Raw genomic sequence first — 26,357 nt, 5'->3', positions numbered from 1 at the left:
ACTTCTTCCCTGGAGAGATATTGTGGAAAGCTAGATATCGGATGAGGACTCTCGATGAAGCCGGTACGGCGGCCGCGCCAGGTTGCTCGGCACGTAGCGCTCGCGCAGGCGCATGAAGGGCGTCTCGACCAGCCAATACAGGAGCCAGCCCGCCAGCACCGACAGCGCCAGCAGGCAGACGATCGCCTCCTTCGTCTGCGGTCCATAGCCGAGCGTGCTCAGGAACTGCGCCCCGAGCGCGCTCACGCCGCGGTGGCTCAGGTAAATCGCGTAGGACCACAAGGCCAGGCTGGCGGCGCCGGGGATGCGCAGTTCGCGCAATCCCGACTTGTCCGACAGCGCGGCCAGGATCAGCAGGCCGAAGCCCAGGCCCAGCAGCGGATAGCCGAACACCGTCGGCGCGAAGCCGTAGCGGTCGTCGAGAAAGCGCCAGAAGACGAATCCCGTCACGGCCAGGCCGGCGAGCAGCCACAGCCTGCCGTGACGCGTCAGTGCGGTCCAGGCGTGCGGATGGCGGTTCTTCACCAGCGCGAGGGCGACGCCGGCCACCAGTTCGTCGAGGCGGCATAAGCTCGAGTAATAAATGAGCTTGTAATAGAAGTAAATCCCATACTTGTGGGGGTCGACCTGGGCGCTCCAGAGCCAGGCGCGCAACAGCATGCCGCCGATCATGACAGCCCCGATGACGATCCAGGCCATCGAGATGCGCAGGCGCAGCGCCGCGCCCAGCATCGCCAGCGCGGGCAGCAGCAGGTAAAACTGCTCCTCGATGGCCAGCGACCAGCTGTGCGAAAAGGCGGTGCCCGGTTCGAGGCCGAGATTCTGGGTGAAGCTCAGGTAGCGCCACAGCGGCAGCAAGGGCGCATTTTCACGGAAAGCTGGCCACAGGAAGTAGACCGCCAGCACCACCCAAAAATTCGGCAGCGTGCGCAGCAGGCGGCGCGCATAGAAATGCTTCAGCGACAGGCCCTCGCGGCTGGCTAGCGCGGCGAAGATCTGGTTGCCGATCAGGTAGCCCGACAGCGCGAAGAACAGGTCGACCCCGGTCCAGCCAATGCGCCCGATCCAGCCGAACGTGTAGTCGTCGTTCGAGACGAAGAGCGTGTAGTGGTGCAGCACCACCAGGGTCACGGCCAGGGCGCGCAGGGTGTCGAGACCGTGCACGCGCGTACTGCGGGAAGGTGTCATTGCGTGGACAGGTTGCCGGGGTTGCCAGGGTTGCGAATGATGCCACGCGACACGCACGCGGGCCAAGGATTCCCGATAAAATGTGGCCACCGATATTTCCTTGGATCACCATTCGCATGAGCACCGCCCGCAACTTCCAGTTCAAATCCGTCAACTATACCGGCCTCGGCCAGGGTCCGCGCGTCATCATCATGGGTGCGACGCACGGCAACGAAATCTGCGGCACCGAGGCGATCAAGCGGGTGATGGCGGAACTCGACAGCGGCGCGCTGCGCATCGCGGCAGGCAGCGTCACCTTCGTGCCGGTCGTCAATCCCCTCGCCTACGCCAAGAACGAGCGCAACGGCGACCGCAACCTGAACCGCAACCTGTTCCCGAAAGACGACCCGCAGGACTTCGAGGACCAGGTCGCCAACTGGCTGTGCCCGCTGCTGGCCCAGCACGACGTGCTGCTCGACCTGCATTCCTTCAATGCCGCCCACGGCGAGCCCTTCGTGATGGTCGGCCCGGTCGACAACGACGGCGAACTGGAACCCTTCCGGCACGCCGAGAAAGAACGCGCGCTGGCGCGCCGCCTGGGCGTGCGCCGCTTCGTGACCGGCTGGATGGCGGCCTATGGCGGCGGCGTCCAGCGCCGCATGCGCGGCAACGCGGCGGAACTGGAAACCGTGCTGCGCTACGGCGTCGGCACCACCGAATACATGCGCACCACGGGCGGCTATGCGCTGACCCTGGAATGCGGCCAGCACCTCGACCCGAAAGCGCCGGAAGTGGCCTACCGCGCCATCGTCAACACCCTGGCCCACCTGCAGCTGATCGAGGCGCCGGACCCCGAACCGGTTCCCTTCGACGAGATGGAAGCGCTGCACATGGTCGCGGTGTACGACAAGCTCGACGCCGGCGACGGGTTCAGCCGCGCCTGGGCCAGCTTCGACCCGGTGATCGAGGGCGAGCAGATCGGCACCCGCGCCGACGGCACCCCGGTCTTGGCGGAGTTCAGCGGCCGCATCCTGTTCCCGGACGCAAAGGCCGGCGCGAACTCGGAGTGGTACTACCTGACCCGCCCGAATCCGGAATTCGGCCGCGGCTAAGCATCTTCCTCCCGCTCGAAGGCGGCGTCGGCCCGCGCCTTCGAGCGGCCAACAGGCTCTTCGGAGTCCAACCATCCCTGCTGCGATACGCCCATGCGCCCACCTCGACGCTTCCCGCTCTCGATGCAACGCCGTCACCTCATGCTTGCGCTTGCCTCCCTGCCGCTTGCCGCAGCCGCGGCGCCGACGACTGTCAGCGCCGATTTCGCCGCCGCCGAAGCCGCCCTGGGCGGCGAGCTCGGCGTGGCCGCCATCGACACCGGCACCGGGCGCACGATCGGGTATCGCCAGGAGCAGCGCTTCCCGATGTGCAGCACGTTCAAGGTCGTGCTGGCGGCGGCCGTGCTGGCACGCGAAGCCAGGGAGCCCGGCTTGCTCGACCGGCGCGTGTCCCTGCCGAGGTCGGTCTTTGTCGACTGGTCGCCGATCACCGGCAAGCACGTCGACGGCGAATTGAGCGTGGCGCAGTTATGCGCTGCGACCTTGCAATACAGCGACAACACCGCCGGCAATATGCTGCTGCGCGAAGTGGGCGGTCCGGCGGGATTGACGCGCTACGCGCGCGCAATCGGCGACCAGCACTTCCGGCTGGACCGCTGGGAAACCGAGCTGAACACGGCAACGCCCGGCGACGAACGGGATACCACGACGCCGCTGGCAATGGCGCGCACGCTGCAGAAGCTGTTGCTGCTGGACGGCTTGCCGCTGGCCGGGCGACACGCCTTGCGTGACTGGATGCTGGGCAACACAACGGGCGCCGCGCGCATCCGCGCCGGCGTGCCGGCCGGCTGGCCAGTCGCCGACAAGACCGGCACCGGCAGCTACGGCAGCGCCAGCGATATCGCGGTGATCTATCCGTCGGGCAAAGCACCGATCGTGCTGGCCATTTACACCCGACAGTCGGAGAAAAACGCCGACGCGCGCAATGATATTATTGCCGAAGCAGCAAAGATCGCCGTCAGCGCCTGCGCGTAATAAGTCCCTTGCATAAGCTCCTCGGCAATCCGGACCCTGCGTGCGGACGCAGTCATCACAGGTCGCACGACAGGGAATCCGAAAGCGAGGGGAAATGGAACGTTCGTCAGCCGGATGGGGCAGCGGCCTGATCGGGGTCATCATCTTCAGCGGGTCACTCCCCGCGACCCGGGTTGCCGTCGTCGATTTCTCCCCGATGTTCCTCACCTCGGCGCGCGCCGTGATTGCCGGCCTGCTCGGGGCGATGTTCCTGATCGGACTTCGACAGACGCTGCCGTCGAAGAAGGAGCTCGTCCCGCTGCTGGTTGTTTCCCTCGGCGTGGTCCTTGGCTTTCCGCTCCTGACCGGACTCGCGCTCCAGCACATCACCGCCGGCCATTCGATCGTCTTCATCGGCCTGCTGCCCCTGGCGACCGCCCTCTTCGGCGTCCTGCGCGGCAGCGAGCGTCCCAAGCCGGCATTCTGGGCATTTTCCATCCTGGGTGCGGCAGCGGTGGCTGGCTTCGCGCTCTTCACGAGCGGCGGCGGCTCCATGCTTGGCAATGCGCTGATGGTGGCCGCCATTCTCCTTTGCGGGCTGGGTTATGCGGAAGGCGCCACGCTGTCGCGCCGCCTGGGCGGATGGCAGGTCATTTCCTGGGCCCTGCTGTTGTCGCTGCCGGCGATGGCCATCATCGCCATGTTAACCGCACCCATCGTGTGGAATTCGGTCGGCGCGCCGGCCTGGATCAGCCTCGCCTACGTGTCGGTCTTCAGCATGCTGGTCGGCTTCATCTTCTGGTATCGCGGCCTTGCGCTGGGCGGCATCGCCAGGGTTGGCCAATTGCAGCTCCTGCAACCCTTCTTCGGCCTGGTCCTGGCGGCGGCATTCCTGGGCGAAGCGATCTCGTGGGGCATGATCGCCTCGACGCTGGTCGTCGTCGCGTGCGTTGCCGGGGCCAAGCGTTTTACCTAGAGCGCCTGTCACCTGGAGCACCTGCCAGCGCCGTCCGGCCAGTGCGGCTAGAATCTGGTCAGGCATGCAAGCCAAACCGAATACCAAGGAGAAATCGATGACCGACCAGCAGAAGCACGACGTGTACGAACCGCCGAAAGTCTGGACCCCGACCGCGTCCGGCGGCAACTTCGCCAACATCAACCGCCCGGTCGCCGGCGCCACCCACGAGCAGGAGCTGCCGGTCGGCAAGCATCCGCTGCAGCTGTATTCGCTCGCCACACCGAACGGCGTGAAAGTCACCATCCTGCTCGAGGAGCTGCTGGCCCTCGGCCACAGCGGCGCCGAATACGACGCCTGGCTCATCAAGATCAACGAAGGCGCCCAGTTCTCGAGCGGCTTCGTCGCCGCCAACCCGAACTCGAAGATCCCGGCCCTGGTCGACCGCAGCGGCGACAAGCCCCTGCGCGTGTTCGAATCGGGCTCGATCCTGGTGTACCTGGCCGAGAAGTTCGGCGCCTTCCTGCCGAAGCACATCGCGGCGCGCACCGAGACCATGAACTGGCTGTTCTGGCAGATGGGCTCGGCGCCTTTCGTGGGCGGCGGCTTCGGCCATTTCTATGCCTACGCGCCCGAAAAGTACGAGTACCCGATCAACCGCTATGCGATGGAAACCAAGCGCCAGCTCGACGTGCTCGACCGCCAGCTGGCCGAACACCGCTACGTGGCCGGCGACGAGTACACCATCGCCGACATGGCGATCTGGCCCTGGTACGGCCAGCTGGTGCAGGGCCATCTCTACAACGCCGGCGAATTCCTGTCGGTGCACGAGTACAAGCACGTGCGCCGCTGGGCCGACGAGATCGCGGCGCGTCCGGCCGTGATCCGCGGGCGCAAGGTCAACCGCGTGTTCGGCAAGCCGGAAGACCAGGTGCCGGAACGCCACGACGCGTCCGACCTGGGCTGATCCGCCCCGCCCTTCGCGGCGGGGTTTGGAGCGCCTGACAAGGACCCATGTTCAGGCGCGCGTGCGGCGGCGGGCGGCGCCGATGGCGGTCATGCCGGCCGCGAGCAGTGCCAGCGACGCCGGTTCCGGAACGTCGGCGGGCGCATCGGGGAGGACGAAGTGCATCTCCGCGATCTGGCCCACATACTCGAATGCGCCGGGCAAGCGCGTGTAGTTGCACGAGCCGCCATTCTGCCGGCTGCATTCGGCCAGGCCCGTGTAGCGCTCGAAGCGGAAGAAAGTGGAAGTTGAACTGTTGAGCTTTGGCAGTTCGTCGAAATCGTGAACGTCGTTGAAGAGGGGCGTTCCCGTTGCCGAGATATACAGGTAAACAGCGCTGTAGGCGCGTTCCAGCCGCTCTCCGTCTGCGCTCGTCACGAAGCGGCCCGTGTCATTTACCAGGAAATAGTCCGCTCCCGTCGAGTCAAAGTAGGAGGACTGGTTGCGGACCAGTCCGGACTGCGTCCCGCCGCCCGTGGCGTCGGGGATGAGACTGTACGCCCCGAACTCGCCGGAGAAGCTGGCCTGGAGGATCACGGGCGAACCGAGAACAGGCGCGTAGTTTGTGCATGTGCCATCGCGAAAGACGCTGCAACCGCTATAAGTGTGCACTTCGTCGCGGACGCTGCCGGCATTGTTTTCGTACCTGTGGGGCTGCCCGGCAGCGAAGGTCAGCGTTCCCGCGAAGGGTTTGCCGGCGTAATCGCCGTTGACGGTATCCCCTGGATGGGGCGTATAGGGCAAAACGAGCGTACCGGAAAAACCGATCGTGACCGGTGCGGCCATTGCCTGGCTACCAGCGAGGGAAAGAGCTGCCGCAGCCAGCGCGAAACGAAGATGCATGTGTGCTCCAAATGTCAGTGATGTCATTACACAAACATTATGACATTTCAACAATATTTGAGCTAGTAAATATTCCTCGCCGTCATGCGCCGCGCCTGCGCGAATGATCACTAAGCCGGCAGCCAGCGTCGCCTGCATATCGACGCACCTATCCATTACCATCAAGGCAACAGAAGGGTATTCTCAGGCGCTCCTGATCGACCGCCCGCGCTTCCCGCAGGTCTCAATCGACCTGCCTCAACGCGTAGCGCCCGCGCCCCTCCTTCTTCGCATGGTAGAGCGCCGCGTCGGCCGCGGCGCCCAGGCCCTCGGCCCCGATGTCGGCGCCGCCGCTGTAGGCCAGGCCGATGCTGGTCGAGACCTTCCATTCGCCCTGCTCGAGCAGCATCGGCCGCGCGAAGGCCTGCAGGATCTTGGCCGCCACCAGGGCCGCCTCCTCGGCCGACTTCAGGCCTTCCAGGATCACCGTGAACTCGTCGCCCGCCAGGCGGCAGACGGTATCGGTGGCGCGCACCGCGGCCTTTACGCGCTGCGCGAATTCGTGCAGCACGGCGTCGCCGGCGGCGTGGCCCAGGGTGTCGTTGACCTGCTTGAAATGGTCGACGTCGAGGTACATCAGGGCGATCGGCAGGCCGCCGCGGCGCGCGCGGCGCAGCGCCTCCTCGAGCCGCTCGCCGTAGCTGCGCCGGTTCGGCAGGCCGGTCAGCAGGTCGATGCGCGCCAGCCGGTTCAGTTCTTCCTCGTGGCGCTTGGCCGCCGAGACGTCGGCGCTCAAGGCATACACGCCGCGGCAGACGCCGTCCTGGACGTCGGGAAGCGCGGTGACCTCGACCGTCCTGGGGCCGTCCGGGCCCGGCATGCGCGCCTCGAAACGCACCGCTTCGCCCGCCAGGCCGCGGCGCAGGAAGTCGGCGTCGCGCGCGTACAGCTCGTCGCCGAGGGCTTCGCGCACGGTCTTGCCGACGATGTCCGTCACCGGCACGCCGTACCATTTCTCGTAGGTCGCGTTCACGAAGCGGTAGCGTTCCTCGCGGTCGATGTAGGCGATCAGCACCGGCAGATTGTCGGTGATCGTGCGCAGCGTGCGTTCGCTGGCCTCCAGGCGGCGCGCCGATTCGCGCAGCTCGGTCACGTCCTTCAGGGCGATCACCGCGCCGATATTAGTGCCATCAAGCGCGTGCAGCGCACGCCCGCTCGCGAACACGGTGCGCGGCGCGCCGTTCAGGCGCCTGACCACGACCTCGGCGTTCTCGACCAGCTCGCCCGCCAGCGCCCGGTTCAGCGGCGTCTGCGGGCCCGGGATCGGGGTCTCGCCGTCGGCCGCCAGCAGCTGGTAATGGCGTTCGCGTTCTTCGAACGCGGCGGCCCCCAGCGGCAGCCCGTTGATCTCGCGCGCCGCGCGGTTGAACAGGGTGACCTTGCCTTCGCGCGAACAGACCACCACGCCGACGTCGATCGATTTGAGCACCGCGTTCAGCAGTTCGCGCTCGCGCGCCAGCTCGTCCTCGATGCGCTTGCGTTCCGAGATGTCCTGCATGAAGGCGCCGAAGAAGTGGCTCTCGCCCTCGTTCACCAGGCCGATCGTCATCTCGACCGGGAACTCCTTGCCGTTGCGGCGCCGCGCCACCAGTTGCAGGCGCTTGCCGACCACGCCGGTGCTGCCGGCGATCGAGAAGCGCTCGATGCCGCGGTCGTGGGCGTCGCGGTAGCGCTGCGGGATCATCAGGCTCGACACGCTGCGGCCCAGCGCCTCGTCGCGGGTCCAGCCGAAGATCTCCTCGGCGCGCGGATTCCAGTCGATGATGTTGCCGGCCGCGTCGACACCGACAAAGGCGTCGAGGGCGGTGTCGATGATGGCGCGGGTGCGCCGCTTGCCGGCGCGGCTGGTGGCGACCGCCGCCTCCAGTGCGAGCGTGCGCTCCTGCACGCGCGACTCGAGCCTGGCGTTCAGCTCGCGCAGCCCCTGCTCGTTTCCTCGCAGCTTGGCCAGCAAGGCGTCCAGGGCGTCCTGCAGGATCCGCACTTCCGCCAGCCGGCTGCGCACCGGCGGGATGGCCTGGACCTCGCCTTCGCGCAGCCGGTCGGCGTGCTCGGTAATGGTCTGCAGCGGCCGGGTGATGCTGCGCGCCAGCGCCCACACCGCCAAGCCGCCCAGCAGCGAGGCGGCCAGGCCGCCCCAGAGCAGCTTGTCCTCGAGGGATGCGATCGGACGGTAGGCCTCCTCCAGCGGCTGGCGCACTACGACCACCCAGCCCAATCCCGGATAGGGGCCGTAGGCGCGGCTCGGGCTGTAGCCCACCAGGTAGCGCCGGCCGTTCGGCCAGGTCTCGATCACCGAACCGGTGCCGCCCTGCCGGGACAGGCGCACGCTGTCCTGGTCCAGCACCTTGCCGGCGAAGGCCTTCGGTCCCAGCAGGACCGCGCCGGTGCGGCTCAGGATCAGGGTGTCGACGGCCTTGCGATCGGCCAGCGGGCGCAGCACCGAGCGTTCGATGTCGGCCGCCCACCGCCAGCTCAGGTGGGCGCCGAGCACCCCCGCGATCGCGCCGTTCTTGTCGCGGAAGGGAAAGGCGATGTCGAAGAAGCGCCAGGGTTCGCCGCCCGGGTCCGGCAGCAGCTTCGCCAGCAGCACCGCCTCGTGCACGTCGTGCAGGTGCTCGCCCTGGTGGGCGGCCGCGAACCAGGGGCGCTCCGACACGTCGGCGTTTTCCAGCAGGCCCCTGGTGGCCGCCTGCACCCGCCCTGCCTTGTCGGTCAGGCCGATCCAGGCGTAATACGGATAGGTCGCCTGCATGCTGTCGAGCACGGCGCGCTTGGCGGCGGCCGGCACGTCGCCGTCGATGATCTCGTGGCGCTCGGCCATCAGCATCACTTCGCGGTAGCGCTCGTACATGCCGCGGTCGAGCTTGTCGGTGGTCTGGAATGCCAGTTCGGCCAGGCTGCGCCCGGCATCGCGTTCCGCCTGTTCGCTGGCGGTATGGCCGACCAGCTGCAGCGCCACGAAGGTGAGCAGCAGCACGGCGGCTGCCATGGCAATGCCCAGCGACGGCGCCAGCGCGATATGGTCGAAACGCAGCAGATCGAAGCGAAGCGGGTTGGAGCGATGCTTGAGGGGCATGGGCGGAAAACACATTCATCGTTACATCCCAGAATCGTAACACGCGGTTAGCCCCGCTCGACGCCACATAGTCATCGGGCGGTTCCGCGGTCGAAGGACCGGATGCGCGAGGATGCCCGCACCGCTGCCGAGCCGGGTTTGTTTGACGAGCATGTTCGGGCTAGGTCCTGGCTGCTTCTACGGCGTCGTTGGCAAATCCCGCGACCCTGCCCGCGCCCCCCTGCCCGCTCCCCTGCCCGCTACGCTCCTGCCCGCGACTCGCCGGCCTGCGCCAGGATGCCCTGCAGCGCACCGGTGTCGATCGGCTTGACCAGGTAATGGTCGAAGCCCGCCGCCAGCGCGCTGTCGCGGTCGCTGTCCTGGCCATAGCCGGTGATCGCCACCAGCATGGCGCCGGCGCTGGCGGGATCGGCGCGCAGGCGCCGCGCCAGCTCCTTGCCGTCCATGTCGGGCAATCCGATGTCGAGCAGGCAGACCTGGGGCGGCGCCGCACGCACCCGCGCCAGCGCGTCCTGCGAGCGGTGCTCGACCGTGACCGCGTGGCCGCCCATTTCCAGCAGCATCGCCAGCGTCAGCGCCGCATCGACGTTGTCGTCGACCACGAGGACCTGCAACGGCGCCGCGGCCGGCGCCACGTCGCCGCCGCCAGGATGGGTGGACCGCTTCTCACCCGAATCCTGCATGCGCGGCAGGCACACCGTAAAACGGCTACCCTGGCCGACGCCCGGGCTGTCGCAGGACACCGTGCCGCCGTGCAGCTCGACCAGGCTTTTTACCAGCGCCAGGCCCAGTCCCAGTCCGCCCGAGGAGCGGTCCGGGGTGCGCTCGGCCTGGGTGAACAGGTCGAAGGCGCGTGCTGCCATCTCGGGCGCCATGCCGATGCCGTTGTCGACCACCGTGATGCGCACCTGCGGTCCGTCGACCTGCGCCTCCAGTTCGATGGCGCCGCCGTCGCGGGTGTACTTGGCCGCATTGTTCAGGATATTGACGACCACCTGGACCAGGCGCTTCTTGTCGCCGAGGACCAGCGGCGCGCCGGGCGCCAGGCTGTAGCTGAGGCGGTGGCCGCGCGCCTTCATCAGCGGCATGACCTGCTCCACCGCTTCCAGCAGCACCGCGTCGATGGCGGCCGGCGCCTGGTCCAGCGTGACCAGGCCGTTGGTAACGCGCGAGACGTCGAGCAGGTCGTCGATCAGGTGGGTCATGTGCAGCACCTGGCGGCCGATGATCTGGCTGGTCTGGCGCACGCGCGCCTCGTCGAGCCGGCCCTGCTGCAGCAATTGCGCCGCCACCCCGAGCGGCGCCAGCGGATTGCGCAGTTCGTGGGCCAGCATGGCCAGGAACTCGTCCTTGTGGCGGTCGGCCTGCTTCAGCTTTTCCTCGGCTTCGCGGCGTTCGGTGACGTCGCTGGATGCGCCGATCCATTCGTAGAGTTCGCCGTCGGCGTCGAGCATCGGCACCGCGCGTGCGTCCATCCAGCCAATGCTGCCGTCCAGGCGCCGCACCCGGTGTTCGAGCTCGAACACGCTGTGGGTGCGGATCGCTTCGGCGATCGCTGCATGCAGCCGCGGCTGGTCTTCGGGCGGAATGTATTCGTCGTGCCAGAACGGGCGCGCTTCCACGGTGTCCTTGATGCGCCCGCGGCCCTCGAGCGAGCGGATCTCGGTCCAGTCCGGATTCATGCGGTAGACCACGTCGGACGAGGCCAAGGTCAGGGCGCGGAAGCGCTTCTCGTTTTCGCGCAGCGCGTTTTCCGCCCGGATCTGCTCGGTGACGTCGCGATTCGTGTGCGAAATGCAGACGATACGGCCATCGGCATCGAAGATCGGGCTGCTATAGGCGCTCCAGAAGCGCTCCTCGAAGCGCACCTGGCCATCGGGCAGGGTAACGGGAATGGGATAGCGCTGCGCCGGCAGGTTGTCCGGCTGGCCGGTCTCGATCACGCGCGCAAACGAACGCCGCAGTTCTTCTTCGCTGGTGTCGAGCGGATCGTCCGGATTGCTGGGAAACGCCGCGAACAGGCTGATGCCGACCAGCTCTTCACGGGTGCGCGACGAGGCGCGCAGAAAAGTGTCGTTGACCGCGAGAATGATTGCTTCCGGGGTGGGCGACAGTAGATAGTTGCCCACGGGAGAGCTGTTGAATACCGACTCGAACAGGGCTGCGGCTAGCATCCGGCCTCCTTCGCCAGGCTAATCAAACTTCGACAAAGCGCCACAGTGTAAGAGAGGTGTTGCCTCCAGATCAAGCGTGCGCGGTCAGCCGTGCCGGGTCGAGCGCGCCTCCCGGCGTTCGCCTCAGGCCAGGTCCTGCATCCCCGTGCGGTTGGCCAGCAGCGCCGGGTCCCAGCCACGGCCGAGCAGGATCATGCGCGTGAACAGCGCCTCGCGCAGGCCGGGGTCGACCTCGCGGCCCAGGCAGCGCAGCGACTTGTCGTGCAGGTCGACGTACAGCAGCGGGTGGCGCTGGGCCAGCGCGCGCCACAGCGCATGCGCTCCGCTCGACTGGCGCGCGCCGCTGAGCAGGCAGCGCCCGCTCTCCAGCCACCAGCGGTAGACCGCGGTCGCGATGCCGCGCCGCTGGTAGGCGGCCCGGTACTTCGAGTGCGGCGCGCGCAGGTGGCGCGCGGCGCTGCGCCCGGCCTCGGGCACGTGGTTGAACACCGTGTAGCCGGCCAGGCAGCCGGTCACGGCATCCTCGACGTAGACGTAGTGCTCGCCGCCGGCCTCGCGGTGCCGGAACACGAACCCGGGCAGCGCGATCCCCAGCAGGGGCAGGCCGTACAGGGCGTCGCCGCGCAGGCCGATGCGCCGCTGCAGTTCGTCGAGCTCGCGTTCGAGGTCTTCCGCCGGACGCTCGACGTCGATGCGCAGCTCGGCCGGCCCGCCGCGCCGCGCCAGGACGGCGAACGGGCGCGCCAGGGCGCCCGGGAACCGCGCCTGGAACCACGCCTGCTCGGCAGGCGCGGCATGCACGAGGCCCATCACGCCCCCGCCCACCAGCCGCTGAGCAGGCGCGCGGGACGCAGGCGCGCATGCACGCGCCCGCTCGACTCCCAGGCTTCGGCATGGACCTGCAGTCCGGCATACACGCCGTAGCCGGCGCCGGCCTCGATCTCGTCGCCGGCCTGCAGGCTTTCGCCGGCCTTGATCGCGCCGAGGGCGACGATGGCCTCGCCGGCCTTGATGCCCCAGTCGGCTTCCATGTGGCTGGCGCAGTCGATGCCGGCGCCGGCGTCGATGCCGTGGCCGGTGCGGATGCGGCCGTGGGCGCGGATTGCGCCGCCGGCGCGCAGCCCCTTGCCGCAGTCGATGGCGGCGCCGGCTTCGATGGCGCCGCCGGCGATGCAGTTGGCGCCGACCGCCAGGTCGCGTTCGCAGGCGATGTCCCAGCCGGCGCGCAGTTCGCCGGCCACGCGGATGCCTTCCTGGGCCGCGACGCCCCAGCGCGCATGCAGGCCGGCGCCGGTCTCGATGGCGCCGCCGCTGACCACCGCGCCTTCGCAGCGCAGGTCGCCGCCGCAGGCGATGAGCCTGCCGGCGCGCATGCCGCCGCCGCAGCGGATGCCGCCGCCGGTGCGCAGCACCGAACCAAGGTTGATGCTGCCGCGCACCTCGAGCGTGCCGGCGAAGACCAGTGCATCCGCCTCGAGCGCGTCGAGTTCCAGCACGGCGTCGGTCGGCCCGAACTGGGCCAGCAGCCAGCAGGCGTCGTCGACCCTGCCGTCGGCCACCAGCGCGTCGAGCAGTTGCTGATAGCCTGCGCCATCGTGGTGATGGCGCAGGAACCAGCGGAAGCCGTCCGCGCAGGGACGCTTCGCTTTCACGAAAGTCTTGGTGAGTTCCATTTGCTTAATCAGGGCACTAAGCGACCAGGGCCGCGGCGGCGCTGCCGGCGGCCAGGACCAGGCCGATCCCGGTCATCAGCGCGCTGTCGCGCCGGTTGTCCTGCCTGTGCTCGCGCCAGGCGGTCCAGAACAGGCAGGCGCCGATGATCGCCAGCGCCAACACGAGTTCTTCCATTCTTCGTTTCTCCTTCATGACGGAGCAAGGGCGAAGGCCGTCACGGCCCCGCCAGCTCGTCAGCAAGTATCGGCCATCGGGCTCGGCTTGCCTATTCGCCCAAGCCCCTAAGGGTTTCCCTTATGTCGGCAGCCGGGGAATTCCGTATACTCCCGCCTTTGTCCTCCTCGCGCGGCGCCGATGCCGCTTTCATCATGAACGACACGCGTGCAGTCCGCGCCGCCGGGCGCGGCCTCGCCTTCGTCCTGGCCTACGTGGCCTTCGACATCCTCAGCGGCCCGGAAGCGCGGCTGCAGGTGATCGCCCCGGTCTGGCATCCGGCCGCCGGGCTGGCCCTGTACGCGCTGTTGCGCCACGGCCGCCATGCGGTGCTGCCGCTGGTCGTGGCGGCCCTGGTCGCCGCCGCGATCACGCCGGCCCTGCCCGCGCGGCCCGGCTTTTCGCTGCTGGTCGGCCTGATGCCGCTGCCGGTGCTGGTCGTGGCGGGCTGGCTCACGCGCCGCCTGCTGCCGGGCAGCGCCTTTTTCGCCACCCACCGCGGCCTGCTGTCCTGGGCCGGCATCGTGACCCTGGCCAGCATCGCCGGCGCCGTGCTGTATGCCGGCATGCTGCTCGGTCCCGGCGCGCTGGCCGGCGAAGCCTGGGTCGAGGCGGTGCTGCGCTATGCGGTGGCCGAGACCGCGGGCATGCTGGTCGTGGTGCCGGCCGCCTGGTGCCTGCTCGACCCCGCCCTGCGCGCCGAGGCGCTGCAGCGCGTGCGCTCGCCCGAGACGGCCGCCTACGCCGCCCTGATCGCGCTGGTGCTGTCGATCGCGCTGCAGGGGCCGGCGCTGGATTCCTTCGCCTACCACCTGCTGATCCTGCCGCTGGCCTGGGCCGCGGCGCGCCAGGGCATGGCCGGCGCCATGACCGCCGCCATCGTGCTGGAAGCCGGCGTCACCGTCGCCGCCCTGCGCCCGCTGGCCTACGCCGCGCACATGCCCGACGTCCAGATGCTGGTGCTGACCCTGACCCTGTCCGGCTTCCTGATCGGGATCGCGGTCGACCTGGCGCGCCGCGCCAGCGACGAGCTGCGCCAGTCGCTGCGCCTGGCGGCGGCCGGCGAGATGGCGGCGGCCCTGGCGCACGAGCTGAACCAGCCGCTGACCGCGCTCTCGGTCTACGGCAGCGCCTGCCAGCGCCTGGCGGCGCGCGACGGCGGCGACCCGCTGCTGCAGAAGACGATCGGGTCGATGGTGGCCGAGTCGCAGCGCGCCTCCGACGTCCTCAAGCGCCTGCGCGATTTCTTCCGCACCGGTAGCGTGCGCCTGGAGCCGCTGTCGCTGCCGGCCCTGGTCCAGGGCAGCGTCGATTCGCTGGCGGCGCAGGCGCGCGAGGCCGGGGTCGAGGTCGCGGTCGGCGCGCTGCCGCCGGCCCGCCTGCGCGGCGACGGCGTGCAGCTCGAGATCGTGCTGCGCAACCTGTTGGCCAACGCGATCCAGGCGCTGGCCGGCATGCCGGAAGGTAGCGACAAGCGGGTCGCGGTCGATGCCGGCCAGGACAGCGGCCAGGACGGCGGCACGGTCTGGATCAGGATCGCCGACAATGGCCCCGGCATCCCGGCCTCGATCCGTCCGCGCCTGTTCGAACCCTTCGTGTCGCTCAAGTCGAGCGGCCTGGGACTGGGGCTGGCGATCAGCCGCGCAATCGTCGAGGCCCACGGCGGCACCCTGGCCGCCGAGGCCGGCCGCCATGCGGTCATGAGGATCGTGCTGCCGGCATCCACGCCGGACGAAGAGAAAGAGGAAACCGATGAACCCTGACGACACCGTCTTCATCGTCGACGACGATGCCGCCGTGCGCGACGCGCTCGGCCTGCTATTGAGCCTGCACGGCTACCGCACCGCCTTCTACGCCGACGCCGCCGCCTTCCTCGGCGCCTGGCACGCGGGCATGCGCGGCTGCGTGCTGATCGACATCCGCATGCCTGGCATGGACGGCCTACGCCTGCAGAAGGCGCTGCGCGAGCGCGGTTCGCTGCTGCCGGTCCTGATCATCACCGGCCACGGCGACGTCGAATCGGCGCGCGAGGCATTTCGCGCCGACGCCGTCGACTTCCTGGAAAAGCCGCTGCAGGAGGCAGCGCTGGTGCGCGCGATCGAGGAAGCCTGCGCGCGCCAGGCCGGCAGCGCGGGCGAAGACGCGGCGCGCGCCGACTGGCTGCGGCGCCACGCCAGCCTGACCCCGCGCGAACGCGAGGTCATGCTGCAGGTGGTGGCCGGGCGCCACAACCGCGAGCTGGCGCAGGCGCTGGGCATCAGCGTGCGCACGGTCGAGGTGCACAAGGCGCGCATGATGGACAAGCTGGGCGCCCCGACCGTGGCCGACCTGGTGCGGCGCCACCTCCAGTACGGCGACGGACCTGGCGACGCCGGCTGATGCCGGCGCCTGCCGGGGTCAAGCCTCCTGGGTGACCGCCAGCCCCGGTGCCGCGCCGTGGGTGCGTGCCCTGGGCTTGAGCAGCGAGGTCGCGGGTCCGATCAGGACGTCGCAGTCGGCGTCGCGCCCGATGCGGCGCCCGACCTCGCCCAGGGCGTCGCGTCCGCAGCGTGCCGTCCCCTGGCGCCCCAGCACGATCAGGTCGGCCCCGATGCGGCGCGCGCAGGCGCGGATCACCGGCACCGGGAAGCCCGAGTGTACGGCGCGCGCGCGCGGCTGGCGCATCGGCTTCAGGGTATCGATCCAGCTTGAAAGCCGCTCGCGCGCCTTGTCGATGCCGCGCACCACGTAGGCATCGATGACGCTGGCCGGCACCTCGAACTCGCGCATCAGCCCCTCGTCGGGCAGGCGGTAGGCGTGCAGGAAGGTGAAGTGGGCGCCGGGCGCGAGCGCCAGCGCCATGCGCGCGGCGGCCAGCGCATCGTCGGAGAAATCGACCGCCACCAGCACCCGCTGGTAGACGTCGCAGGGCTCCCGGTGCACCACCAGCACCGCATTGCGGCTGTGCCGGACGATCTCGTCGCTGTCGGAATGGGCCAGCATCTTGAGGAAGGCGTTGCGCCGGTGCGGCGCCAGGATGGTCAGGTCGGCCCCCATCTGCTCGGCACGGCCGACCACGACCGCCGCCGCCGACTTCGGCTGGACGCTCCACAGGCTGTCGATCGCGTCCGGGTGATCGGGCATGGCGAAGGGGCGGCGCTGCCCGGCGATCCAGGCGCGCAGGCTGCCGCTGCCGACTTCGAGATGGCTGAAGGTGGTGGCGGGAGCGCCGATGCCGCGCCTGCTGTGCTTGAGCGCGATCATGTCGAAGGCGCCGACGTCGAGCTGGGCGCTGAGCAGCGCCGCGCGCAGTTCGGCATTGCGCGACTGCTGGGTTTGACTCGTGGCCAACAAGATTTTCTTGATGTCGTGCATACGGTTCTCCTTTGCCATGGCCAGCGCCGCGCCTCGGGCGGGCGCCGATCGTGAAAAAAACGGTCTACGAAAAAACGCGCCGCGTCCTGCGGCAGCGCCGCAACTACCTAGGCGCTATACGCGTACTGCACCGAGCGGGAGCGGTGCGGCGGCCAGTCCGCCCGCACCGGCGGCGTCACGTCCAGGATCTCGAAGCGGCAGGCGCCGTCGGCCCCGTCCTCGAGGTCGACCACGCTGCCACTGGCGCGCCCGAGCACGGCCAGCGCCAGCGGGCTCAGGAGCGATACCTGGGCCAGGGCCAGGTTGGCATCCTGCGGGCAGGCGATAAAGACGCCTTCGCGCTCGCCGCTGCACAGGTGGCGGCAGCTGACGTGGGAATACAGCGCGGCATAGGGCGGCGGCCGCACGGATTCGGGCAGCAGGATGGCGCTGGCCAGGACCTCGGCCAGGCGGGTGCCGGCGCGTGCGCGCTCGCCGCCGGCGCGCAGCCAGGCAGCGGCCAGCCGGCTCAGCACGGCGGCATCTTGTTGTTGCAGGTAGCGTGGTGTGGACATTGGAATAGCCTCCCGCGGCCGGCGCTGCATGCGCGGCCGCCAAAACGACGTGGACGCCGGCGCGCATGCGCCGGCTGCTCGAACGGATCGTGAGGTGGCTCGGGAGGCCGGGCGCCGCCTGGGCGCCCGACGCTCGCCGAGCTTACGTGAGGCCGGCGATATCTCGCGTGGAGAGGTGCACGAGGCGGGCGAAGCGCGCGCCGCACTCGTACGAGGAAAGGCTGGTGGCGGGACGTGCGCGGCCGTGCGCGACGCGGCGCCCTGCCCGGCGGGGGCAAGCGTGTGCGGCGTGGCGGCGGATGCGATGGGTGTTCACGTCGGGGCGATGGTGGTGTGATCGAAACGTGGTCGAGTATAGCGCATCTGGTATTTTTTTCAACACCGCGCGGCCGTGGCGCGGCTCAGCCGTCCTCGTACTTGATGATGCTGACGGCGCCTTCGCCCTCGATGAAGGCGGCCTTGACCTCGCTGACGCAAGCGATGCTCTGCTGCCGCAGCGAACTCATGAGTTCTTCTTCGGTCAGGAATTCGCGCCGCATGTTGCGCCTCAGCAGGCGGCCGTCGCGGATCACCTGGATCGGCGGCGAGGACACCAGGTTCTCGATGATGCGAAAGCGGTAGCTGGCGGCATTGATGAGGTAATCCCAGCCGATCAGCACCACCACCAGGATCAGGCCCTCGGACACCGAGGTATACAGGCCGAAGCCGTTCGACGCCGCCTCGGCGATCAGGACCACGAAGATCAGGTCCATCGTCGCCAGTTCGCCGCCGATCCGGCGCGGCATGAAGCGCAGCAGGACCAGGATCGCAAAATACAGGATCGTGCCGCGCGCGGCCAGTTCGAGTACCGGGGTCTCGACCACGAACAGGTCGGACCACGCGTCGGGAAGCCAGTTCATCGTCACCTCTTCGCTGCGCAGGTCGTGGATGCGCCGGGGCGGCAGCATCGCACCGGCGCCCTTACTCTACAGCCCCGCGCGGTTTCGCGACGCGTGGCTCTCCCTCACATCACTTGCGCCTCGTGGTCGGCGCCGGGCAAGCCGGCGCCATGCTGCGCCATCAGCGCAACCACCCAGTCGATGAAGACGCGCAGCTTCTTGCCGGGATGGCGATTGGCCGGATACGCAATCGTCATCGGCAACGGGTCGAGCTCCCAGTCCTCGAACAGCGGCAGCAGGCCGCCCTGGGCGACGTGGGGCCGCGCCATGTAGTCCGGCAGCCAGAGCACGCCGAGTCCCGCCAGTCCGGCCGCCAGGTAGGCATTGCCGTCGTCGATGGCCAGCAGGTGGCGCCCCTGGATCGTCACGTTCTCGTCGCCACGCCGCATGCGGTAGGGCGAGCCGGCGCCGCGCAGTCCGCGAAAGCGCACGATGCGGTGCACCCCATCGTCCAGCGCTTCGGGATGCGGCGGCGCGCCGGCGCGCGCCAGGTAGCTCGGTGCGGCATACACGCCGAGGCGCAGCTGTCCGATCGTGCGCGCCACCAGCGACGCGTCGGCGATGACGCCGCCCCGCACCACGCAGTCGACGTTCTCCCCGATCAGGTCGACATTGCGGTCGCTGACGCCCATGTCGAACTCGATGTCGGGAAACCGCGCGTGAAACTGCGGCAGCGCCGGCACCAGGACCAGCGCGGCGAACGGACTGGGCACGTCGACGCGCAGCTTGCCGCGCGGCGCGGCCGCCGCGCTCGGCAGGCTGGTCTCGATGTCGTCGATGTCGGCCAGCACGCGCACGATGCGCTCGTAGTAGAGCGCGCCGTCGGCCGTGAGGTGCACGCGGCGCGTGGTGCGGTTCAGGAGCTTCAGGCGCAGGCGGGCCTCGAGCTGCTGCACCAGCTGGGTCACGGTCGTGCGGCTCATGTGCAGCGTCTCGGCCGCCTTCGTGAAGCTGCCCGCCTCTGCCACGCGCACGAAAGCGCGCATCGCGTCGAACCTGTCCATGTCCCTCCCTAATGATTGTTTGGATTATACAAACAATGCTGACGCAACTTGCCCGTTTATCAGGGTGTCCCGCCTTGATAGAGTGCCGTCACCGTCAACCGGCGGCATCCATTTGAGGAGATATCGATGACAATCCGCGAGGTGGTGTTCCCGCCCGGACGCCAGGCCCTGTATCAAAAAAACCGCTACTCGCCCGCCGTGCGCTGCGGCGACCTGCTGTTCGTCTCGGGCCAGGTCGGCAGCCGCGAAGACGGCTCGCCCGAACCCGAACTCGACGCCCAGGTCAGGCGCGCCTTCGACAACCTGAACGCGATCCTGGCGGCGGCCGGCGGCAGTTTTGGCGACGTGATCGACGTCACGGTCTTCATCGTCGATCCGGAAGCGCGCTTCGAGCGCATCTGGAGCGTGGCCCAGGAATACTGGGGCGAAGCGCCCTACCCGACCGTGACCGCCGTTGGCGTGACCTGGCTGTACGGCTTCCAGTTCGAGATCAAGGTGGTCGCGAAGATCCCGGCGCCCGTGCCGGCCTGACGCGGGGTCCGCGCCCCTTCAGCGCTGGCCGGCGAAGAACTCGCCCGGCGTGACCCCGGCGAACCAGCGGAAGGCGGCGATGAAGGCCGACATGCTGTCGTAGCCGCAGGCGATCGCGACGTCGGTGACGCGCTCGCCCCGTTCGAGCAGCGGCAGGGCCGACAGGATGCGCAGGCGCTGGCGCCAGGCGCGGAAGGTCAATCCGGTCTGCTGCTGGAACAGCCGGCTCAGGGTCTTTTCCGACACCGCCAGCCGCAGCGCGTGCTCGGCCAGCGTGCGCGCGCTGTCGGGCCGCGCCTGCAGCTCGCGGCAAATGCGGCGCAGGCGCGCGTCGACCGGCAGCGGCAGCGCCAGGCCGGCCTCGGGGGCCGCCGCCAGCTGGTCGAGCAGGACCGTCGCCAGGCGGCCCTGCGCGCCCTCTTCCTCGTACTCGACCGGGAACTCGCTGAAGCCGCGGATCAGTTCGCGCAGCAGGGGCGCCACCACCAGCACCCGGCAAGTGCGGTCGGGCACATCGGACGCATCGGACGTCGCCAGCGCCGCCGGATCGATGTACAGGCTGCGGATCTCGGTCCCCTCGACGCAGCGCACGGCGTGCGGCAAGCCCGGCGGCACCCACACCGCGTGCCGCGGCGGCGCCACGTAGCGGCCGCCGTCGGTGATCACCTCGACCACCCCTTTCGCCGCATACGACAGCTGGACCCAGGGATGGCGGTGGCGGCGTCCGATCGCGCGGTTCGACAGGCCGAGGACGTGGCCGTAGACCGGGCGCGGCAGCCTGGGTAGCGCTGCCAGTGCTTCGATGCCGGCGCCGGGAATGTCCGTTTGCCGACGTTTCATGGGCGATTCACGATAAAGCTCTTCATCGCGCTACGGTACAGTACGCCCCGCCTCCGGGCAAGCGGCGCCCGCCAGGGCGTGGCGCCGGCCCGTGCCGCGTCCGCCCACCTCGCCCGCATGCCGGTATTGCCCTCGTTGCCCCCCTGGCCTGGGCGCCGCCTCAACCTGTCCCGACATGATCGATTTCCAAGACCGCCACGGCGAGCTGCGCCGTTTCCGCCGGCGCCTGCTGGCCCTGTTTGCCTTCGTCCTGCTGTGCTTCGGCCTGCTGGCCGCGCGCCTGGCCTGGCTGCAGGTGGCGCGCCACGAACACTACATGGCGCAATCCGACGGCAACCGCATCGCCCTGCTGCCGGTCGTGCCGACGCGCGGCCTGATCCTCGACCGCAACGGCGTGGTCCTGGCGCGCAACCAGCCGGTGCACACGCTGGAAGTAACGCCCTCCAAGCTGCGCGCGCGCCTCGGCTCGGTGCTCGACGAGCTGGCCAAGCTGGTCGCGATCGACGCGCGCGACCGGCGCCGCCTGCGGCGCCAGGTCGCCGACAATCCGCCGTTCGCGGCCAGCCTGCTCAGAAGCGGACTGACCGACGAAGAGGTGGCGCGCTTCACGGCCCAGCGCTTCCGCTTTCCCGGGGTCGAGCTGCGCGCGCGCCTGCTGCGCGACTACCCGCTGGGCGAGCTCGCCGCGCACGCGGTCGGCTACGTCGGCCGCATCGACGCCGCCGCGGCGCGCGCCCTTGAAGCCGCCCCCGACCCGGGGGTGGCGGCCAACTACCGCGGCACCGACTATATCGGCAAGGAAGGCCTGGAGAAAAGCTACGAGCGCCTGCTGCACGGTCGCACCGGCTACGAACAGGTCGAACGCACCGCCGCCGGACGTCCGGTGCGCACCCTGTCGCGGGTCGAGCCGGTACCTGGCGCCAACCTGGTGCTCTCGCTCGACATCGGCCTGCAGCGCGTGGTCGAGGAGGCTTTCGGCGACGCGCGCGGCGCCCTGGTGGCGATCGAGCCGGCCAGCGGCGAAGTGCTGGCCTTCGTCTCGCGCCCCGGCTACGACCCCAACCTGTTCGTCGGGGGCATCGACCCGCAGAGCTGGCGCGCCTTGAACACTTCGCCCGACCGGCCGCTGCTGAACCGGCCGCTGGCCGGCACCTATGCGCCGGGATCGACCTTCAAGCCCTTCATGGCGCTGGCCGCGCTCGAACTGGGCAAGCGCAATCCGGCGCAAAGCATGCACGACGCCGGCTACTTCATGCTCGGCGGGCACCGCTTCAACGACGACAAGCCGGGCGGGCACGGCGAGGTCGACCTGTACCGCTCGATCCTGGTCTCCTGCGACACCTGGTGCTACCAGCTCGGCAACGAGCTCGGGATCGACGCCATCAGCGCCTTCATGGCGCGCTTCGGCTTCGGCGCGCCGACCGGGATCGACCTCGACCACGAGCGCGCCGGGGTACTGCCCTCGCAGGACTGGAAGCGCAGGCGCTTTGCCCGCGGCGGCCGGTGGAACGGCGGCGACACCATCTCGATCAGCATCGGCCAGGGCTACAACAGCTACACCATGCTGCAGCTGGCGCACGCGGTGGCCCTGCTGGCGAACGACGGCCTGTCGCCCAGGCCGCACCTGCTGCGCGCGCTCGAGGATGGCGTGACGCACGCGCGCCGGCCCTTCGACCCCGGCGCGGCGAACCGGCTCACGCTGCGCCAGGCACACCTGGACCTGGTCAAGCGCGCGATGGTCGGCGTTACCACAGAACGCGACGGCACCGGCTACAAGGTCTTCCGCGGCGCCGCCTACACGGCCGGCGGCAAGAGCGGCACCGCCCAGGTCGTCGGCCTGAACGGCGGCAAGTACGACCACCACGGCACGCCGGAACACCTGCGCGACAACGCCCTGTTCACCGCCTATGCGCCGGCCGAACGGCCGCGCATCGCGATCGCGGTCGTGGTCGAGAACGCCGGCTGGGGTTCGGCGGTGGCCGGCCCGATCGTGCGCAAGGCGCTCGACTACTACCTGGCGGAGCGCGACTGACATGCACCGACCGAACCTGACGAAGCCGGCGCGCCGCCAGCGCGTGGCGGGACGCGCCGGCCACGCCTTTGCCGCCAATCCGCTGCTGGCGCGGCCGCTGCCGCCGTGGCGTTCGCGGCTGCTGCAGTTGCTGCTGCTGTGCGCTTTTGCCGCGCTGGCCGGACGCGCCGCCTGGCTGCAGCTGGTGAGCGTCGATTTCCTGCAAAAGCAGGGCGCCAGCCGCTATGCCCGCACCCTCGACCTGCCCGGCACACGCGGCCAGATCCGCGACCGCGACGGCCAGCTGCTGGCTGCGTCCGTGCGTGCGGTGGCGGTCTGGGCGATCCCCGAGGACCTGCGCGCGGCGCCTGCCGCGGCCATCGCGGACATCGCGCGGCTTCTGGATACGGACGTGGTGGCCCTGCGCCGGCGCATCGACCGCGCGCGCCACTTCGTCTACCTGAAGCGCCAGGTCGAGCCGGACGTCGCGCGCCGGCTCGCGGCCCTGAAGGTGCGCGGACTCGGCTTCAGCGACGAGTTCCGCCGCGTGTATCCGCAAGGGCCGGTGGCCAGCCAGCTGGTCGGCTTCGTCGGGCGCGAGGGGCGCGGGCTGGAAGGGGTCGAGCTGGCCCGCGACGCCGTCCTGAGCGGCAAGGACGGCTACCGGCGCGTGATCCGCGACCGGCTCGGCAACATCGTCGAGGACGGCGGCGCCCTGCTGCCGCCCACGTCGGGGACCGACGCGGTGCTGTCAATCAGCAGCGCCATGCAGTACGTGACCTGGAAGGAGCTGCGCGCGGCGGTCGAGACCTTCGAGGCCAAGGCCGGCAGCGCGATCGTGGTCGACGCCCACAGCGGCGAGATCCTGGCCCTGGCCAACTACCCCAGCTACGACCCCAACGGCGCCGCGGCAACGCCCGGCGCGGCGCTGCGCAACAAGGCGATCACCGACAGCTACGAGCCCGGCTCGGTGATGAAGCCGTTCACGGTCGCGCTCGCGCTCGAGCGCGGGCAGGTGCGCGCCGATACCCTGGTCGATACCGGCGCCGGGCGCCTGGTGATCCGCGGGGCGCCGATCTCCGACACCAGCGCGCACGGCCTGATCAGCGTCGCCGACGTGCTGCGCTATTCCTCGAACATCGGCACCGCCAAGCTCGCGCTCGACATGCCGCCGCGCGCGATGTGGGAGATGTACATGAAGCTCGGCTTCGGCCAGCAGCCGCAGCTCGGCTTTCCGGGCGCGGCGGCCGGCCGGGTGCGTCCCTGGGCCGCCTGGCGACCGATCGAGCAGGCCACCATGAGCTACGGGAACGGCATTGCGGTGTCGCTGGTCCAGCTGGCGCGCGCCTATACCGCCTTCACCAACGACGGCGAGGTGATCCCGCTGAGCCTGATGAAGAGCGCCGCGCGGCCGGCCGGCACCCGGGTGTTCTCGCCGGCCACCGCGCGCACGCTGCGCGCCATGCTCGAGAACACGGTCGTGCACGGCACAGCGAAGCGCGGCGCCATCCCCGGCTACCGGGTCGGCGGCAAGACCGGGACGGCGTACAAGGCCATCAACGGCAGGTACACGCTGCCGCGCAAGTACATTGCCTCTTTTGTGGGGATCGTGCCGATGTCGGCGCCGCGCTTCATCGTCGCCATCGTGATCGACGAGCCGGGCGGGCGCTACCACTACGGCGGCCAGGTGGCGGCACCGGCCTTTGTCGGCATCGCCTCGCAGGTGCTGCGCGTGGCCAACGTGGCGCCGGACGGCGGCGTGGCCGACCTGATCGCGCCCGCGCCGATCGATCCGGACGAGGTGCTCGACTGAGCGCAATTCACGGGTCGGCGAGGCGCCATGCGTGCGCGCCGTTGTACGCGGCGCGGTTCTGGTGGATAATTCGCACCCATGAACGATACCGCCACCCTCCCCCCGCTCCCAGACCGGCTCTCGATCGACCCGAGCAGCCCTTTCCATAACCGCGACGTGTTCCAGCGCGACATCGGCATCCGCTTCAACGACAAGGACCGCCACGACGTCGAGGAATACTGCATCAGCGAAGGCTGGATCAAGGTCGCCGCCGGCAAGGTGCTCGACCGCAAGGGCAAGCCGATGCTGATCAAGCTGAAGGGCAAGGTCGAGGCGTTTTACCGCTGATGTTCAACCAGGCGCCTCGATGGCGCCTTTTTGCTTTTCGTAGGGTGGGCCGGGCCGCGCAAGGCTCTTGAGCCCACGCGGTCTCCCGTCATGCATAGCCGCACCGCAAATAAAATCGCCAGGGAATAGTCGAGCGCCGAATTGGTGGGTTCAAGAACCCACCCTACCTCACGGCGTCAGCAGCTTCAAGCCCGCAATCCCGAGCGCGATCAGCCCGATCGACGCGATCCGCAGGGCGCCGGCCGGCTCGCCCAGCACCAGCATCCCGAACACCGCCGTGCCGATGGTGCCGATGCCGGTCCACACCGCATAGGCCGTGCCCAGCGGCAGGTGGCGCAGGGCCAGCCCCAGCATGGCGACGCTGCCCGCCATCGTGGCCAGGGTAAACGCCGAGGGCCAGAGCCGCGTGAAGCCTTCCGTGTACTTCAGCCCGACCGCCCAGGCCACTTCCAGCAGCCCCGCCACCACCAGGTAAATCCAGCTCATCGCTCGCCTTTCGCGGACCCTGCCGCCTGTCAAAAAAACCGGCGCAGTATACCGCTGCGCACCCAAGACGGCCCCGGCCGGACCGCGCCCGCGCCAAATGAAGCGTCCCCGGCAGGAATTGCGCGCTTCCCTTAAGATGGCCGCCAGCAAATTATTCGAGGAGCATGCATGACCACCCTGTTCGACCCGATCAAGATCGGCGCCTTCGAGCTGCCGAACCGCATCGTCATGGCGCCGCTGACCCGCGCCCGCGCCGTCGGCGCAGGCCGCGTCCCGAACGCGCTGATGGCCGAGTACTACGCCCAGCGCGCCAGCGCCGGCCTGATCCTGTCCGAGGCGACTTCGGTGACGCCGATGGGCGTCGGCTACGCCGACACCCCGGGCATCTGGTCCGACGAGCAAATCGCCGGCTGGAAGCAGGTGACCGAAGCCGTGCACGCCGCCGGCGGACGCATCGTGATGCAACTATGGCACGTCGGCCGCATCTCGGATCCGGTGTTCCTGGACGGCGCCGCCCCGGTCGCGCCGAGCGCGATCAAGCCGGCCGGCACCGTGAGCCTGCTGCGCCCGAAGCGCGAGTACGCCACGCCGCGCGCGCTCGAGACCGATGAGATCGCCGGCATCGTCGCCGCCTACCGCCAGGGCGCCGAGAACGCAAAGAAGGCCGGCTTCGACGGCGTCGAGGTCCATGGCGCCAACGGCTACCTGCTCGACCAGTTCCTGCAAGACAGCACCAACCAGCGTACCGACCGGTACGGCGGCCCGATCGAAAACCGCGCGCGCCTGATGCTGGAGGTGCTCGATGCCTGCATCGACGTCTGGGGCGCCGACCGCGTCGGCATGCACCTGGCGCCGCGCCGCGATTCGCACGACATGGGCGACTCCACCCCGGCGCAGACTTTCGGCTACGTCGCCCGCGAGCTGGGCAAGCGCGGCATCGCCTTCATCTTCGCGCGCGAAGCGGTGGGCGAAGACAGCCTGGGCCCGCTCCTGAAGCAGGAGTTCGGCGGCCCCTACATCGCCAACGAGAAGATGTCGGTCGAGACCGCCGAGCAGCTGCTGAGCGAGGGCAAGGCCGACGCCATCGCCTTCGGTTTGTGGTTCATCGCCAACCCGGACCTGCCGCAGCGCCTGAAGCAGGGCGCCGCGCTCAATCCGCTGCGTCCGGAGGTGATCTACGGCCAGACCGGCGAAGGCTATACCGATTACCCGGCGCTGTCGGCGTAAGGTCTTGCGGGCGGCCGCGGGGCCGCCCTGCTCCCCCCTGCCGTTTCAAGGCGCGC

Annotated in this window: 24 protein-coding genes; 11 read left to right on the top strand and 13 right to left on the bottom strand. The window is 69.5% G+C overall.

Going from position 1 to position 26,357, the window contains the following annotated elements; all coding sequences use genetic code 11:
• Window positions 1-30: 30 nt before the first annotated feature.
• Window positions 31-1,164: an acyltransferase family protein gene (locus ACFOPH_RS04030; RefSeq protein WP_312549782.1), complete on the bottom strand. Its 1,134-nt coding sequence runs from the start codon at window positions 1,162-1,164 to the stop codon at window positions 31-33.
• A 140-nt stretch (window positions 1,165-1,304) separates the two neighbouring features.
• On the opposite strand from ACFOPH_RS04030, the gene ACFOPH_RS04025 reads away from it, so the two are divergent.
• The 4 genes from ACFOPH_RS04025 (at window position 1,305) to yghU (ending at window position 5,155) form a co-directional block, all read left to right on the top strand.
• Window positions 1,305-2,279 (top strand): succinylglutamate desuccinylase/aspartoacylase family protein, encoded by a 975-nt coding sequence (locus ACFOPH_RS04025; protein ID WP_379733685.1) that lies wholly within the window; start codon window positions 1,305-1,307, stop codon window positions 2,277-2,279.
• A gap of 93 nt (window positions 2,280-2,372) precedes the next feature.
• Complete coding sequence (gene bla / locus ACFOPH_RS04020; protein WP_379733683.1) at window positions 2,373-3,254, top strand: class A beta-lactamase; 882 nt, start codon at window positions 2,373-2,375, stop codon at window positions 3,252-3,254.
• Between the two features lie 94 nt (window positions 3,255-3,348).
• Entirely contained in the window at window positions 3,349-4,209 is an 861-nt protein-coding gene (locus ACFOPH_RS04015) for a DMT family transporter (protein WP_379733681.1), read from the top strand.
• Window positions 4,210-4,306: 97 nt separating this feature from the next.
• A complete protein-coding gene (yghU, locus tag ACFOPH_RS04010; RefSeq protein ID WP_312549775.1) occupies window positions 4,307-5,155 on the top strand; it encodes a glutathione-dependent disulfide-bond oxidoreductase in 849 nt (282 codons plus the stop codon).
• Window positions 5,156-5,206: 51 nt separating this feature from the next.
• Here the strand turns inward: yghU and ACFOPH_RS04005 are convergent, their stop codons facing one another.
• The 6 genes from ACFOPH_RS04005 to ACFOPH_RS03980 form a co-directional block, all read right to left on the bottom strand.
• On the bottom strand, window positions 5,207-6,175 hold the full coding sequence (locus tag ACFOPH_RS04005; RefSeq protein WP_379733679.1) for a PEP-CTERM sorting domain-containing protein: 969 nt from the start codon (window positions 6,173-6,175) through the stop codon (window positions 5,207-5,209).
• 85 nt (window positions 6,176-6,260) lie between these two features.
• Window positions 6,261-9,155 (bottom strand): PAS domain S-box protein, encoded by a 2,895-nt coding sequence (locus tag ACFOPH_RS04000; RefSeq protein WP_379733677.1) that lies wholly within the window; start codon window positions 9,153-9,155, stop codon window positions 6,261-6,263.
• Window positions 9,156-9,394: 239 nt separating this feature from the next.
• Window positions 9,395-11,329, bottom strand: a complete 1,935-nt coding sequence (locus tag ACFOPH_RS03995) for a PAS domain-containing hybrid sensor histidine kinase/response regulator (RefSeq protein WP_379733675.1) — start codon at window positions 11,327-11,329, stop codon at window positions 9,395-9,397.
• 123 nt (window positions 11,330-11,452) lie between these two features.
• A complete protein-coding gene (locus ACFOPH_RS03990) occupies window positions 11,453-12,139 on the bottom strand; it encodes an N-acetyltransferase (protein ID WP_379737853.1) in 687 nt (228 codons plus the stop codon).
• Window positions 12,139-13,002 (bottom strand): hypothetical protein, encoded by an 864-nt coding sequence (locus ACFOPH_RS03985; protein ID WP_379733673.1) that lies wholly within the window; start codon window positions 13,000-13,002, stop codon window positions 12,139-12,141. The genes ACFOPH_RS03990 and ACFOPH_RS03985 overlap by 1 nt, the downstream gene beginning before the upstream one ends.
• Before the next feature lie 16 nt (window positions 13,003-13,018).
• Complete coding sequence (locus ACFOPH_RS03980) at window positions 13,019-13,177, bottom strand: hypothetical protein (RefSeq protein ID WP_379733671.1); 159 nt, start codon at window positions 13,175-13,177, stop codon at window positions 13,019-13,021.
• 194 nt (window positions 13,178-13,371) lie between these two features.
• Here ACFOPH_RS03980 and ACFOPH_RS03975 point away from each other — a divergent pair, with 194 nt between their 5' ends.
• Both ACFOPH_RS03975 and ACFOPH_RS03970 read left to right on the top strand, forming a co-directional pair.
• Window positions 13,372-14,979 (top strand): ATP-binding protein, encoded by a 1,608-nt coding sequence (locus tag ACFOPH_RS03975; protein ID WP_379733669.1) that lies wholly within the window; start codon window positions 13,372-13,374, stop codon window positions 14,977-14,979.
• Window positions 14,969-15,595 carry a response regulator transcription factor gene (locus tag ACFOPH_RS03970; RefSeq protein ID WP_379733667.1) on the top strand — a complete coding sequence of 209 codons (627 nt, stop codon included), beginning with the start codon at window positions 14,969-14,971 and terminating at the stop codon, window positions 15,593-15,595. The genes ACFOPH_RS03975 and ACFOPH_RS03970 overlap by 11 nt, the downstream gene beginning before the upstream one ends.
• An 18-nt stretch (window positions 15,596-15,613) precedes the next feature.
• Here ACFOPH_RS03970 and ACFOPH_RS03965 read toward each other — a convergent pair whose 3' ends face one another.
• The 4 genes from ACFOPH_RS03965 to ACFOPH_RS03950 form a co-directional block, all read right to left on the bottom strand.
• The gene (locus ACFOPH_RS03965) at window positions 15,614-16,570 is read right to left on the bottom strand and encodes a universal stress protein (RefSeq protein WP_312553310.1); all 957 of its coding nucleotides are present in this window, start codon (window positions 16,568-16,570) and stop codon (window positions 15,614-15,616) included.
• A gap of 107 nt (window positions 16,571-16,677) precedes the next feature.
• On the bottom strand, window positions 16,678-17,124 hold the full coding sequence (locus tag ACFOPH_RS03960) for a GreA/GreB family elongation factor (RefSeq protein ID WP_379733665.1): 447 nt from the start codon (window positions 17,122-17,124) through the stop codon (window positions 16,678-16,680).
• 401 nt (window positions 17,125-17,525) lie between these two features.
• Window positions 17,526-18,071 carry a DUF421 domain-containing protein gene (locus tag ACFOPH_RS03955; protein WP_379733663.1) on the bottom strand — a complete coding sequence of 182 codons (546 nt, stop codon included), beginning with the start codon at window positions 18,069-18,071 and terminating at the stop codon, window positions 17,526-17,528.
• Window positions 18,072-18,127: 56 nt separating this feature from the next.
• Complete coding sequence (locus tag ACFOPH_RS03950) at window positions 18,128-19,066, bottom strand: LysR family transcriptional regulator (protein WP_379733661.1); 939 nt, start codon at window positions 19,064-19,066, stop codon at window positions 18,128-18,130.
• Between the two features lie 126 nt (window positions 19,067-19,192).
• On the opposite strand from ACFOPH_RS03950, the gene ACFOPH_RS03945 reads away from it, so the two are divergent.
• Complete coding sequence (locus ACFOPH_RS03945) at window positions 19,193-19,597, top strand: RidA family protein (protein WP_312553301.1); 405 nt, start codon at window positions 19,193-19,195, stop codon at window positions 19,595-19,597.
• An 18-nt stretch (window positions 19,598-19,615) separates the two neighbouring features.
• On the opposite strand, the gene ACFOPH_RS03940 is transcribed toward ACFOPH_RS03945, so the two are convergent.
• Window positions 19,616-20,437, bottom strand: a complete 822-nt coding sequence (locus ACFOPH_RS03940) for an AraC family transcriptional regulator (protein ID WP_379733659.1) — start codon at window positions 20,435-20,437, stop codon at window positions 19,616-19,618.
• Between the two features lie 175 nt (window positions 20,438-20,612).
• Here ACFOPH_RS03940 and mrdA point away from each other — a divergent pair, with 175 nt between their 5' ends.
• The 3 genes from mrdA (at window position 20,613) to ACFOPH_RS03925 (ending at window position 24,588) form a co-directional block, all read left to right on the top strand.
• Window positions 20,613-22,469, top strand: a complete 1,857-nt coding sequence (mrdA, locus tag ACFOPH_RS03935) for a penicillin-binding protein 2 (RefSeq protein WP_379733657.1) — start codon at window positions 20,613-20,615, stop codon at window positions 22,467-22,469.
• 1 nt (window position 22,470) lies between these two features.
• Window positions 22,471-24,261, top strand: coding sequence for a peptidoglycan D,D-transpeptidase FtsI family protein (locus ACFOPH_RS03930; RefSeq protein ID WP_312550927.1), 1,791 nt, complete (start codon window positions 22,471-22,473; stop codon window positions 24,259-24,261).
• Window positions 24,262-24,339: 78 nt separating this feature from the next.
• Window positions 24,340-24,588 (top strand): DUF3297 family protein, encoded by a 249-nt coding sequence (locus ACFOPH_RS03925; RefSeq protein WP_312550929.1) that lies wholly within the window; start codon window positions 24,340-24,342, stop codon window positions 24,586-24,588.
• A 168-nt stretch (window positions 24,589-24,756) separates the two neighbouring features.
• Here ACFOPH_RS03925 and sugE read toward each other — a convergent pair whose 3' ends face one another.
• Window positions 24,757-25,074 carry a quaternary ammonium compound efflux SMR transporter SugE gene (sugE, locus tag ACFOPH_RS03920; protein WP_312550931.1) on the bottom strand — a complete coding sequence of 106 codons (318 nt, stop codon included), beginning with the start codon at window positions 25,072-25,074 and terminating at the stop codon, window positions 24,757-24,759.
• Between the two features lie 168 nt (window positions 25,075-25,242).
• Between sugE and ACFOPH_RS03915 the strand changes: the two genes are divergently transcribed.
• The gene (locus tag ACFOPH_RS03915) at window positions 25,243-26,301 is read left to right on the top strand and encodes an alkene reductase (RefSeq protein ID WP_312550933.1); all 1,059 of its coding nucleotides are present in this window, start codon (window positions 25,243-25,245) and stop codon (window positions 26,299-26,301) included.
• Window positions 26,302-26,357: the final 56 nt, after the last annotated feature.

Source organism: Massilia haematophila, assembly GCF_042647645.1.
Lineage (GTDB): Bacteria > Pseudomonadota > Gammaproteobacteria > Burkholderiales > Burkholderiaceae_D > Telluria > Telluria haematophila.
Note: the sequence above shows the minus strand (reverse complement) of the source record. Positions and strands in the feature narration are given on the sequence as shown.

Bases quoted from the DNA above. Each gene is read 5' to 3' on its own strand.
- ACFOPH_RS03990 (WP_379737853.1), bottom strand. From the start codon at position 12,139: ATGGGCCTCGTGCATGCCGCGCCTGCCGAGCAGGCGTGGTTCCAGGCG.
- ACFOPH_RS04015 (WP_379733681.1), top strand. From the start codon at position 3,349: ATGGAACGTTCGTCAGCCGGATGGGGCAGCGGCCTGATCGGGGTCATC.
- yghU (WP_312549775.1), top strand. From the start codon at position 4,307: ATGACCGACCAGCAGAAGCACGACGTGTACGAACCGCCGAAAGTCTGG.
- ACFOPH_RS03930 (WP_312550927.1), top strand. From the start codon at position 22,471: ATGCACCGACCGAACCTGACGAAGCCGGCGCGCCGCCAGCGCGTGGCG.
- ACFOPH_RS03970 (WP_379733667.1), top strand. From the start codon at position 14,969: ATGAACCCTGACGACACCGTCTTCATCGTCGACGACGATGCCGCCGTG.
- ACFOPH_RS03945 (WP_312553301.1), top strand. From the start codon at position 19,193: ATGACAATCCGCGAGGTGGTGTTCCCGCCCGGACGCCAGGCCCTGTAT.
- sugE (WP_312550931.1), bottom strand. From the start codon at position 25,074: ATGAGCTGGATTTACCTGGTGGTGGCGGGGCTGCTGGAAGTGGCCTGG.
- ACFOPH_RS03950 (WP_379733661.1), bottom strand. From the start codon at position 19,066: ATGGACAGGTTCGACGCGATGCGCGCTTTCGTGCGCGTGGCAGAGGCG.
- bla (WP_379733683.1), top strand. From the start codon at position 2,373: ATGCGCCCACCTCGACGCTTCCCGCTCTCGATGCAACGCCGTCACCTC.
- ACFOPH_RS03955 (WP_379733663.1), bottom strand. From the start codon at position 18,071: ATGCTGCCGCCCCGGCGCATCCACGACCTGCGCAGCGAAGAGGTGACG.
- ACFOPH_RS03975 (WP_379733669.1), top strand. From the start codon at position 13,372: ATGAACGACACGCGTGCAGTCCGCGCCGCCGGGCGCGGCCTCGCCTTC.
- ACFOPH_RS03965 (WP_312553310.1), bottom strand. From the start codon at position 16,570: ATGCACGACATCAAGAAAATCTTGTTGGCCACGAGTCAAACCCAGCAG.
- ACFOPH_RS03940 (WP_379733659.1), bottom strand. From the start codon at position 20,437: ATGAAACGTCGGCAAACGGACATTCCCGGCGCCGGCATCGAAGCACTG.
- ACFOPH_RS03980 (WP_379733671.1), bottom strand. From the start codon at position 13,177: ATGGAAGAACTCGTGTTGGCGCTGGCGATCATCGGCGCCTGCCTGTTC.
- mrdA (WP_379733657.1), top strand. From the start codon at position 20,613: ATGATCGATTTCCAAGACCGCCACGGCGAGCTGCGCCGTTTCCGCCGG.
- ACFOPH_RS03925 (WP_312550929.1), top strand. From the start codon at position 24,340: ATGAACGATACCGCCACCCTCCCCCCGCTCCCAGACCGGCTCTCGATC.
- ACFOPH_RS03995 (WP_379733675.1), bottom strand. From the start codon at position 11,329: ATGCTAGCCGCAGCCCTGTTCGAGTCGGTATTCAACAGCTCTCCCGTG.
- ACFOPH_RS04000 (WP_379733677.1), bottom strand. From the start codon at position 9,155: ATGCCCCTCAAGCATCGCTCCAACCCGCTTCGCTTCGATCTGCTGCGT.
- ACFOPH_RS04005 (WP_379733679.1), bottom strand. From the start codon at position 6,175: ATGCAGGCGACGCTGGCTGCCGGCTTAGTGATCATTCGCGCAGGCGCG.
- ACFOPH_RS03960 (WP_379733665.1), bottom strand. From the start codon at position 17,124: ATGTCCACACCACGCTACCTGCAACAACAAGATGCCGCCGTGCTGAGC.
- ACFOPH_RS03985 (WP_379733673.1), bottom strand. From the start codon at position 13,002: ATGGAACTCACCAAGACTTTCGTGAAAGCGAAGCGTCCCTGCGCGGAC.
- ACFOPH_RS03915 (WP_312550933.1), top strand. From the start codon at position 25,243: ATGACCACCCTGTTCGACCCGATCAAGATCGGCGCCTTCGAGCTGCCG.
- ACFOPH_RS04025 (WP_379733685.1), top strand. From the start codon at position 1,305: ATGAGCACCGCCCGCAACTTCCAGTTCAAATCCGTCAACTATACCGGC.